Source organism: Rhodoferax sp. UBA5149, assembly GCF_002413825.1.
Lineage (GTDB): Bacteria > Pseudomonadota > Gammaproteobacteria > Burkholderiales > Burkholderiaceae_C > Rhodoferax.
The window spans coordinates 5,522-8,346 of the sequence record NZ_DHXT01000232.1 but is presented as its reverse complement, the minus strand read 5'-3'; the positions used below and the strand labels follow the sequence as shown (position 1 = coordinate 8,346).

The 2,825-nt window shown below is 61.0% G+C and carries 3 protein-coding genes; 1 reads left to right on the top strand and 2 read right to left on the bottom strand.

Features of this window, described 5'->3' with window-relative positions; all coding sequences use genetic code 11:
- On the top strand, positions 1–1,524 hold a 1,524-nt coding region (locus B3V69_RS20405), incomplete at its 5' end, for an OB-fold nucleic acid binding domain-containing protein (RefSeq protein ID WP_349679239.1).
- A gap of 95 nt (positions 1,525–1,619) precedes the next feature.
- On the opposite strand, the gene tolA is transcribed toward B3V69_RS20405, so the two are convergent.
- Both tolA and B3V69_RS20395 read right to left on the bottom strand, forming a co-directional pair.
- A complete protein-coding gene (gene tolA / locus B3V69_RS20400) occupies positions 1,620–2,555 on the bottom strand; it encodes a cell envelope integrity protein TolA (RefSeq protein ID WP_296449580.1) in 936 nt (311 codons plus the stop codon).
- 24 nt (positions 2,556–2,579) lie between these two features.
- Positions 2,580–2,825, bottom strand: a 246-nt coding sequence (locus tag B3V69_RS20395; RefSeq protein WP_296449577.1) for an ExbD/TolR family protein, incomplete at its 5' end; no start/stop codon positions are given.

Genomic DNA, 2,825 nt, shown 5'->3' with positions numbered 1-2,825 from the left:
GTGGCCGAAATGCTGAGCGAGACCTACGGCATCATGGTCTACCAGGAGCAGGTGATGCAGACCGCGCAAATTCTGGGCGGCTACTCGCTCGGCGGCGCCGACATGCTGCGCCGCGCCATGGGTAAGAAAGACGCGGATGAAATGGCCCAGCATCGCCAGATCTTCCGTGACGGCGCGGCCAAGAACGACATCAACGAGGCCAAGGCCGACGAGGTGTTTGACCTGATGGAGAAGTTTGCCGGCTACGGCTTCAACAAGTCGCACGCCGCGGCTTATTCGCTCCTGGCCTACCACACGGCCTGGCTCAAGGTGCACTACACGGCCGAATTCTTCTGCGCCAACATGACGGTGGAGATGGACGACACCGACAAGCTCAAAGTCTTGTTTGAAGACGCGTTGAAGATGGGGCTGACCTTTGAGCCGCCCGATGTGAACCGGGGCGTGAGCCGCTTCGAGCCGATTTCCGACAAGATGATCCGTTACGGCCTGAGCGCCATCAAAGGCACGGGCCAGCAAGCGATTGAGGCGATTGTGGCGGCGCGCGAGGGCCGTGGCGTCGGTCCTTCCGGTGATGTGGTGGGCCCGTTCAAGAGCCTGTTTGACTTTTGTGTCCGGGTGGACCGCAGCCGCATCAACAAACGCACGGTGGAGGCCTTGATCAAGGCCGGCGCGTTTGACAACATTCAGCTCAACCGCGCCAGCCTGCTGGCCTCGGTGGACCGGGCTTTTGAGTTTGGTGCGGCGGCCGTCGCGAACGCCAACCAGGGCGGCCTGTTTGATATGGGCGGTGAAGACGACCACGGCTCCAGCACGCAGGAGCCCGATCTGGTGGACGCCATGCCGTGGGGGGTGAAGGAGCGCCTCACCTATGAAAAAACCGCGGTCGGCTTTTATCTGTCGGGTCACCTGTTTGACGAGGTGGTGCTGGAAGTGCGCCGCTTTGCCAAGCGCCAGATTGAAGACCTGATCGATACGCGTGAACCGCAACTGCTGGCCGGCATCATCACCGATTTCCGGGTCATCAATGGCCAGCGCGGCAAGCTCGCACTGTTCAAGCTGGACGATAAATCGGGGGTGATCGAGGCCCGCGCCGATGAGGCACTGATCAATGCCCACCGCAACCTGCTCAAAGACGACGAGCTGGTGATTGTCATGGGCAAGCAGCAGCCGGATCGTTTTTCAGGCGGCATGCAGCTGACGGTGACGCAGATCTGGGACCTGGACCAGGCGCGTTGCCGCTTTGGCAAATTTTTGCGCGTGGCAGTGAGTTCGGAGCTGGGCGGCAAGGCGCCTGATGTGGCCCGAATGATCAAGGAGTACCCGGCCAGGCGCGAGATGACGGAGCAGGGTGAACTGGTTCGGGGCCTGGGTGTGCGCCTGGCGGTGTCGTGTCAGGGCGAGACTGGCGCCGCCTCGGCCGAGCTGCAACTGGCGGACAGTGCCAAATTTTTCCCCAGCAATGAGGCCCTGGCAGGCTGGCGGGTGCAGGCGGAGCACGGCAAGGCGGCCATAGTCTATGAGTGAAATAAGGCTCTAGCCCGCGTGGGATATGCGTGAGTAGCTATTGAATATATAGCATTGCTGCCGCTGGACCGCTGTGGCTCGCGCGTCGCCAGTCGCTAGTCTTTGGGTCGGAAGCTGATGACCAGCGCGCTGGGCACGCGCCCGTCTACATCACGCGGCAACACCTCGGTTTTGTCGATGGCTTTCAACACCGCTTCGTCCCAGGATTTGACGCCGCTGGGCTTGCTCAGCTTGCGGCTGATGATGGTGCCATCGGGCGCTGTGCGAACTTCGACCTCTGCCGTCGGATTGCCGGCAATGGCCTCCGTGAACACGATATTGGGTTTGATGCGGGCGCGAATACGGCCACCATAACTGGCCGACGGGCCAGATGATTGCAAGGCCGTGCCGTTAGAGCCCGACGCACCGGTAGCACCGGCCAGCCCGGCAATGCGCTTGAGGTTGTCCGCACGCTGGGCTTCCAGTTTTTTAGTGTCTTGCTGGGCCTGGAGCGCTTCTTTGCGTTTGTTGTCCTGGTCGGCCTTCTTCTTGTCTTCCGCCACTTTTTTTTCTTGGTCACGCTTGTCTTGCAGGCGTTTCTTCTCAATCTTCAGTTTTTCCTGCTTTAGTTTTTCCTGCGCCAATTTTTCCAAACGCTGCTTCTCAAGCTCTTTCTCCTTCGCCATCTCCTGCTGTTTTTCTTTCTTCAGCCGCAATTTTTCACGCTCCAGTGCGATATCGGGGTCCGGCAGCTTGGGCTGGACTTGCGGCGGTGCGGGGGGCGTCGGGGCGGGCGGTACTGGGTGTTCCCGTGGTACAGGTTGGGTAATTGGCTCGGGCGGCACTTCGATCAGCTTGGGCGCGGCCTGCCGCGGTACGGCCGACCACAACTCTGCCTCGGCGGTGACCGTCACCGCCTCGCGCTTCCAGTGCACGCCCCAGGTCAGGGCCGCCAGCAAAAATGCGTGGGCCAGCAAGGCCAGCCCCAGCGAGCGTGCCAAGCCCGGTGTCGGCGGCGGCGCAAATTCAAGGCGATCGGTGACCGTGTGCATGCGCAGTCCTAGGGTCGGTTCACGCTAGTTGGCCAGTTGCACGGACAAGCCCACGCGCTGTACGCCGGCACGCTGCAGCTTGTCCATGACCTTGACGACGGTCTCGTACTTGATGTTCTTGTCTGCGCTGATGACCACGGCCGAATGGGTGACGCCGCTTTGGGCTTGTTTGACCGCGCTGGCGACGTCCTGCAGCCCCAGCGTGATGGATTTTTCCTGCACTTTCATCGCGATTGATTCATCTTTGCGAATGACGATTTGAATCACCTG

Coding starts and splice junctions, on each gene's coding strand:
- tolA (WP_296449580.1), bottom strand. CDS start 2,555: ATGCACACGGTCACCGATCGCCTTGAATTTGCGCCGCCGCCGACACCG.